This is a genomic window from Coleofasciculus sp. FACHB-712, assembly GCF_014695635.1.
GTDB lineage: Bacteria > Cyanobacteriota > Cyanobacteriia > Cyanobacteriales > FACHB-T130 > FACHB-T130.
The window spans coordinates 1-7,602 of sequence record NZ_JACJOQ010000048.1 but is presented as its reverse complement, the minus strand read 5'-3'; the positions used below and the strand labels follow the sequence as shown (position 1 = coordinate 7,602).

General features: G+C 48.4%; 5 protein-coding genes. 2 read left to right on the top strand and 3 right to left on the bottom strand.

Annotation, left to right across the window (positions count from 1 at the left end):
- From H6F50_RS00935 to H6F50_RS00925, 3 genes are all read right to left on the bottom strand, one after another.
- The coding region (locus tag H6F50_RS00935) for a DJ-1/PfpI/YhbO family deglycase/protease (protein ID WP_190425296.1) at window positions 1-1,040 on the bottom strand (1,040 nt) is incomplete at its 3' end.
- A gap of 94 nt (window positions 1,041-1,134) precedes the next feature.
- Window positions 1,135-1,542 (bottom strand): DUF2267 domain-containing protein, encoded by a 408-nt coding sequence (locus H6F50_RS00930; RefSeq protein WP_190413065.1) that lies wholly within the window; start codon window positions 1,540-1,542, stop codon window positions 1,135-1,137.
- A 238-nt stretch (window positions 1,543-1,780) separates the two neighbouring features.
- Entirely contained in the window at window positions 1,781-2,038 is a 258-nt protein-coding gene (locus H6F50_RS00925) for a hypothetical protein (protein ID WP_190425293.1), read from the bottom strand.
- 902 nt (window positions 2,039-2,940) lie between these two features.
- On the opposite strand from H6F50_RS00925, the gene H6F50_RS00920 reads away from it, so the two are divergent.
- Together H6F50_RS00920 and H6F50_RS00915 are read left to right on the top strand one after the other, a co-directional pair.
- Complete coding sequence (locus H6F50_RS00920; protein ID WP_190425290.1) at window positions 2,941-5,493, top strand: PAS domain S-box protein; 2,553 nt, start codon at window positions 2,941-2,943, stop codon at window positions 5,491-5,493.
- Between the two features lie 148 nt (window positions 5,494-5,641).
- On the top strand, window positions 5,642-7,602 hold a 1,961-nt coding region (locus H6F50_RS00915; RefSeq protein ID WP_190425287.1), incomplete at its 3' end, for an EAL domain-containing protein.

Sequence of the window (7,602 nt, the reverse complement as noted above, 5' to 3'; positions counted from 1 at the left end):
CGAGATTTATAAAGTGCCGCCAAACACTGTTCGTACTTCGACAAATCCACTTCAATCTCGGTGAGAATGGCGGTAGTAATCGGATCGGTAAATTTCATCCGCAAGTTGTTAATATCGACAACGCCGGTTTGCAAGTCGCCCATGCTGCGACGCAAAAGATCGGTGTCGTCACTGCCTTGCAGAGAAGCTTTGAACTTGGCATATTTATCAGCAGCTTGTGCCGGAATCGAGGGGCTTTCTCCCAGAGCATTCAGCCGTTCTTCCAGCATTTGAATGTGATGCTGCTTATTTTTGATCATGTCTTGCAGCATCGAGGTCAATTCTGCATCTGTGCTTTTCTCGGCATACTGCCCAAACGCTTCTTGCGAATAACGTTCGCCAGCCAGCGCCGTATTCAAACCTTTGGCAATATCGCCCTTGGTGGAACCGCCCCAAGAATCAGCCAGTTTCCACCATTCAGCGGTGATATCGCTTTCATGGGGTAATGCAGCTTCTTTGCCACCGTAACCGAGACGGCTGAGAATTGCAGTGGTAAAAATTGCCAAATCACCCGGTTGACGCGAGGTGATCAGGTTGCCGTCAACCACGACCGGCTCATCCACATAATGGGCACCGGCATTGATAATGTCTGTGCGGATAGAGAAGAAGCCCGTCGCTTGCTTACCTCTGAGCAAATCAGCTTCAATCAGAACTTGTGGTCCGTGGCAAACGGCAGCCACCAATTTCCCATGCTCGAATGCGTCTTTTACAAAGTTGACGGTGTTGGGGTTCGTCCGCATCATATCCGGAGCGATGCCGCCGGGGATAATGACTGCATCGAAATCGAGAGCCACGGCTTCCGTCGTGGTGCCATCCGGTTTCTGGGACAATTTGCCTTGTTTACCGACATAATTCTCGTTCATCCGAGAACCGAGGACAACGACCTCCATTCCCGCCATTTGCAAGGCTTTATAAGGGACTTGAAATTCAGAATCTTCAACCCCATTTTCGATTAGGATGGCAACTCGCTTCTTGCTGCCGTTATTATTTTGCTGTGTCATGGAATCTCCTTTTTTATGAAAATTTTGCAAGAAAAAAATTTTGAGCGCTCGCGAGAAAAAGTAAAACTCCTTTGGAGTTTTACCTTTAAAATCCTTACGAACTGGGAACTTCACTCAATGAGGTTCCGGTAAGAAATAGCTCTGCGTCATCTTCTGAAAAATTAGCGCGGACATCTGCAAACTCACCAGGCGTTACGGCTTTTTGCAGCACTGCGAACACCGCTCGAACATGAGTTGCAGCATCGCTAGGATCGGTTCCCTCTTTTTCGCTGACGCGCTGGTAAAACTCTTGCAGCGAGAAAAATTGACCGTTTTCGCCCTCTCGCCCACGCAGACACTCTTGTAGTTCTGCTGGCAGTTGTGAAGCTAGGTCTTTTGCCTCGTCTCCAACGATGCGTTCTTTCAGTGTTTCCAGCGTGGCACGAGTGGCACGTTCTGCTTCCTGACGGTGGCTCAGTTGGGCAACGCTTTGAACCTGTTTAATGAACTGCTCGTATTTCACTATTGACCTCTTAAATCTTTCCAACTTTCACGCTTCGCTCTCTTAATGACTTGCCAAAGCGTTGAATCTTTCTAAAAAAAGTACGCTCCTTACTCCATGAAGTTCGCGCCGTAATTGCACGCTATTTTAATTTGCACGCTTTTTACTCATGCAAACTAGGGAATTCGTGGCTGCTTCAACCACGAATTCTCTCAAGAATTTAAAGGGGGAAATAAACCTGAGCTAGCTTTTGCGATCGCTATCTAGCAACTGCCCCCTGCGGAGCAATCCGCTTGGCAAGCAATTCTTTCGCCCGTTCGGCGCGTTGAGATTCTTCTTCTTCTAGTTGCTGGAAGAACTCTACGAGTTCATCATCTCCAGCTTCCTCAGCATCCTGAATATAAATTTCGTAGGTACTGGCACCCTCTAGGGCATGGTATAGCACGCTGATCAGGTTGTAGTGTTCGTCTGCGGTTCCCGTGATGATCTCATCGTCATGATTGCCGTGATGCGTCATTTTCCCCTCCTTTTGCTTTCCCTAACAACTCAGCGCTAGAGTCTAAGTCTTGACTTTAAGCCTATGTATTCCCTCTAACGGTCTGCTTCGCTCCTAGGTGATATATCTATTTGTTTTTAATTCGCTCCAAAGTCATAGGTTTACTTACCAGTAAATCGCTATGCTGAAATTTAATCACCGTAATTTTTGCGGGGTGCGGACAATTTTAAATTGCGAATAGCGAGTCGTTATTTGCTTAAATGAGCGCACCCCTTTATTCTTATTTGAGATTCTTATTTGAGTTTGAGAATTTAGATAAATTTATCAGTTGGGTCTTTCGCCGAGAAGGCAGTATGAATCAGGCACAGTCCTATGACCGAGCAACCCGATACACAAGCTCAATAGACTGCGAACAAAGATTTACCGTAGGAAATTACCGTATTTTCAGGCACTAGTGTCCACCTAGAACCTGCATTCAATGTCGGCGACAATCGCCGAATGCAAAATGAGATCGGGCATAATAAATCACCCAACTAACCCAGTACTGACTTAACCCGGTACTGACTGGGGGCAATGTGGATGCCGCTTAAAGTGTAGATTCAGTCAGTGATAAAGCGGTGGCTGGAATCGCTGTCATCTGGATCGGGACTTGAGAGAAGTTTGTAAAACAGAAGATTTTAGAACAGCGCCACGGTCGTCGTTAGGAACTAGACCAATGTTTTTTAAATTATCTGGCGCATAGAGATTAATCTCTTCCGACCACCTCAGGTAGAAACTCAGACTATATAGCACTGAAATTTGTATAATGCATCACACCGGAGAAATACGCCATTAGGTATATTAGAGAGAAGTTAAGATTCGTGTACGGTAAGAAATCGAGGCTTAACATTCGCTACTAATTACTTCTGAGAGCTGCAACTGCAATGGCAAGCCAGCAAGGCAAGGTAGGCAAGAAGTTTCACACTCTCGATCGGCACGGGGAAGCAGGAGGGTTATGCGATCGCATCCTCGCAACCATGCCTGTGGGTCTTGTGATTGTGGATGCTCGTACCCCCAATCCTTCTATAGCCTATTGCAATCCGGCTTTTGAGAAGATAACGGGCTATGCTTCACCAGAAGTCATCGGACGCAACTGCTTTTTTTTGCAAGGAATCGATACTGACCAGGATGCGATTGAGCAAATTCACCAAGCCTTGCAGTTAGGGCAAGAGTGCCAGGTAGTGTTAAAGAATTATCGCAAAGATGGCACGCCTTTTTGGAATGAGCTAATTGTTGCTCCTGTCTGGGACGCCACTGGTGAACTGACTCAGTTTCTGGTTTTTCATACAGATATTACCGAGCGCCAGCTCGCTGAACAACAGTCACAAGCGGCGTTACAACAAAGCGAAACCAGGCTGGGGCTTGCTCTGAATGCTGCCAGTATGGGAGTTTGGGAGTGGGAGAGGCAGACGGGTCAGCTAACCTGGTCGGCAAATGCGGAATCTTTATTAGGTTTCCCACCTGGTTCCTTTGGTAGCACTTATGAAGCTTATTTAAAGTGTATTCATCTGGAGGACTGCGATCGCTTCCGTCACGCGATCGCGCAGATTGTAGAAGCATCCAGGACAGAAAACTTGGCAGGTCGTCTCTTTAGCCTCGAACATCGTCTCCTTTGCCCGGATGGTGCAGTTCGGTGGGTTGCCGTTACGGGTACCCTATTTTGCGACCCAACCAATACACCGGCACGGGTTACTGGGACGGTGATGGATATTACAGGTCGCAAACAGGTAGAAACAGCCTTATGGAAGCAAGCGACTGGAGAACGGCTGCTCAGAAACATGAATCAGCGCATCCGCCAGTCTCTGAACCTGGAAGAAGTCCTGAAAACGGCTGTATCGCAAGTCCGGCAATTTCTCAACACCGACCGGGTAACGATCTACCGCTTCGATTCAGATGGGCGTGGAGTTGGGGTTGTAGAATCGGTCGGCACGGGTTGGACTAAGAGTTTAGGAACTCAGATCCATAGCAGATGTTTTGGGGAAAATCACCTGCCTCTTTACCAACAAGGCGAGGTTCAAGCGATTGAGAATATCGACACGGCGAATCTCAGTCAGTGCCAGATTGATTGGCTAGTGAAGTTTCAGGTAAAAGCCAATCTGGTCGTCCCGATTGTCCAAAACAAGACGGAGGTGAAAGGACTCTTCCTCAACCCTCACACCTCAACCAGCCCTCCTCCCCCATCCACTCCTCAGTCCTCAGTCCTCAGTCCTCAGTCCTCTTCCAACCCTCAGTCCTCAGTCCTCAGTCCTCACTCGTCTTCCAACCCTCAATTATGGGGGCTGCTTGTTGCCCAAAACTGCACCGAAACCCGACAATGGCAGGCATCGGAAGTAGAATTGCTCAAACAGCTTAGCGTGCAACTAGCGATCGCCATTCAGCAATCGACGCTATTTGAGCAACTGGAAGCCGAACTCGTCGAACGCAAGCAAGCGGAGGAAGCATTACAGAAATCAGAAGCACAATTAAGGAAAAAAACGACCAAACTTAAACAAGCGCTGCATCGGCTGCGGAAAACCCAAACTCAGTTGATCCAAAGCGAAAAAATGTCCAGTTTGGGGCAGTTAGTAGCGGGTGTCGCCCATGAAATTAATAACCCCGTCTCCTTCATCTATGGGAATTTGACCCCGGCTTTGCAGTATGCCCAAGATTTGCTGCATTTGTTAAACCTCTACCAGCACCACTATCCTCATCCAGCAGCGGAAATTCAAACAGAAGCCGAGGCAATGGATTGGGAGTTTCTGGTTGAAGATTTCCCAAGGCTATTGGATTCTATGCAAATGGGGGCGGAACGCATCCGCCAGATTGTCCTGAGCTTGCGGAATTTCTCCCGCCATGATGAGAGCCAGAAAAAGCCGGTGGATTTGCATGAAGGCATCGACAGCACCCTGTTGATCTTGCAGCATCGATTGAAGCCACAGGGAGGAAAACCAGGTATTCTGATTATCAAAGAATACGGCAACCTACCCCAGGTAGAATGCTACGCAGGGCAGATAAATCAGGTTTTTATGAATCTGCTGAGCAACGCCATTGATGCTCTGGAACGGGAAAACGTTCAGGCTTCATGGATGATGAATCATGGAGAAGAAAGTAGCGATCGCCAATTCCCGATCGCCAATTCCCCTTTACCGACAATTCGGATTTGCACAACAGCGAACAACCAAAATCAAGTAATTATCCGGATTGCAGATAATGGTTGCGGCATTCCAGAAGCAGTCCAAAAACGAATCTTTGACCCCTTTTTTACGACTAAACCTGTAGGAGAAGGGACTGGGCTGGGGCTGTCCATTAGCTACCAAGTGGTGGTGGAGCGTCACGGAGGTCAACTAAAGTGTCTGTCAACGCCCGGACAAGGGACAGAGTTTGTTCTAGAAATTCCACTTCAGCAATCTACCGCCTCTGCAACCCCACTCCCGATGGCTCCCTCCCAGGTTGCGTAATCAGTAGTTAGGTATACGCTGATGAGTGGCAGACGATCCCAAGAGGGAAATCTTAAGAAATAATAAAGAATTATCAGGAAATCCTAGCCGGAAAAATATGGAGCCGATGGAGCTGAAACCAATATCCCAGTCCCACAGGATAAGGACGATGCGATGCGAAAGGATCGACACTGCTAGGAACGGTGACGGTTCCAGTCTGGGTATATCGCCACAGCATTGCCTCAGTTCCTTGGGATTAGGTAATGAACAGCTGCTACGCGCCAGTGTTGGAAATGCACCAATTATTTTGTATGCCCTAGATAGCAATGGCATTTTTACGCTTTCTGAGGGCAAGGGACTGGAGGCTCTCGGACTGAAAGCCGGTGAGGTAATCGGGCAGTCGATTTTTGACCTTTACAAAGACCGGCCTGAAATCTTAGCGAATATTCGCAACGTTTTAGCTGGAAAAGAAGTAACCTGGATTGTCCAGATAGGCGATGTGGTGTACGAAAACCGCACCACCCCGCTGCAAAATCAAACAGGTCAAGTGGTTGGTTTAGTGGGTGTGGCGATTAACATTACAGAACGCCAGCGTACAGAGGAAAGGTTACGGCAACTGGCAGCGGCGGTTGAATTTGCGGAAGATGCGATCGCGATTACTTCGACTCACTTAACTTTTCCCGGCCCAGAAATCATCTTTGTCAATCGCGCGTTTACGAGAATGACCGGCTACACCCCAGAGGAAGTCATCGGTGAATCACCGAGGATCTTGCAAGGACCCAAAACCGATCGGACTCTCCTCGACCGACTGCGACAAACTCTGTCCGAAGGGAAAGTATTTTATGGCGAAGCGATTAACTATCGCAAAGATGGCACGGAGTTTTACAACGAGTGGCACATCGAACCCATCAAAAATGAACAAGATGAGACGACTCATTACCTAGCAATTCAACGCGATATCACTCAACGCAAGCAAGTAGAGTCGCAATTATTCCATGCAGCCTATCACGATGCTTTGACAGGCTTGCCCAACCGAGCGCTTTTTATGGATCGGTTGCGGCAAACCCTGGAACGGGCGAATCAATGCCAGGACTATTTATTTGCTGTGCTGTTTTTGGATGTCGATCGATTTAAGGTGATTAACGATAGCCTGGGACATCTAGCAGGAGATCAATTGCTGGTAGCGATCGCTAAAATTCTACAGGCATCGGTGCGCCCAGAAGATACGGTGGCACGGTTGAGTGGAGACGAGTTTGCCATCGTCCTAGCAGATTTACCAGACCTGAGCCAAGTCACCCGCATTGCCAATCGATTGCAAAGGCAACTGCGAAAACCATTGCAGATTGAGGGGCAAGAAGTATTCAGCACCGTCAGTATTGGCATTGCTTTGAGTATGCTGGGCTATGACCAGGCAGAAGACATCCTGCGCGATGCCGACATTGCCATGTATCGAGCAAAGGCACTAGGGAGGGCGCGGTATGCGGTGTTTAACAAGACCATGCACCACCAAGCAGTTGCCCGATTGCAGATGGAAACGGATCTGCGACACGTTCTGGAACGCCAGGAGTTACGGCTGCACTATCAGCCGATAGTATCGCTGGCAACAGGTCAAATTTCTGGCTTCGAGGCGCTGGTGCGCTGGCAGCATCCCACACGCGGCTTAGTTTCCCCAGCGGAGTTTATCCCCGTGGCGGAAGAAACGGGACTGATTCTGCCGATGGGTGAGTGGGTGCTGCGCGAGGCTTGCAGCCAGTTGCAACGCTGGCATTCGGCATTTCCAAACCACCGAGGACTGACAATGAGCGTCAATTTGTCGGGCAGGCAGTTTTTGCAACCCGATTTAATTGAAAAGATCGACCAGATTTTGCACAAAACCGAGTGCGATCCCTACAGTTTAAAGCTAGAGATTACCGAAAGCGCGATCGCAGACAATGAAGATGCGATCGCGATGCTGGAATATTTGAGAGTTTTGGGTGTTGAGCTATCGATTGATGACTTCGGCACCGGCTATTCTTCTTTAAGCCGGTTGTATCATTTTCCGATTAATACCTTGAAGATTGACCGTTCTTTTGTTAGCCGCATGGGCATCGGTGGCGAAAGTTTACCCATTGTCCGAGCGATTGTGACGCT

Excerpts from the sequence above, each read along its gene's own strand:
- H6F50_RS00925 (WP_190425293.1), bottom strand. The coding sequence starts at position 2,038 with ATGACGCATCACGGCAATCATGACGATGAGATCATCACGGGAACCGCA.
- H6F50_RS00920 (WP_190425290.1), top strand. The coding sequence starts at position 2,941 with ATGGCAAGCCAGCAAGGCAAGGTAGGCAAGAAGTTTCACACTCTCGAT.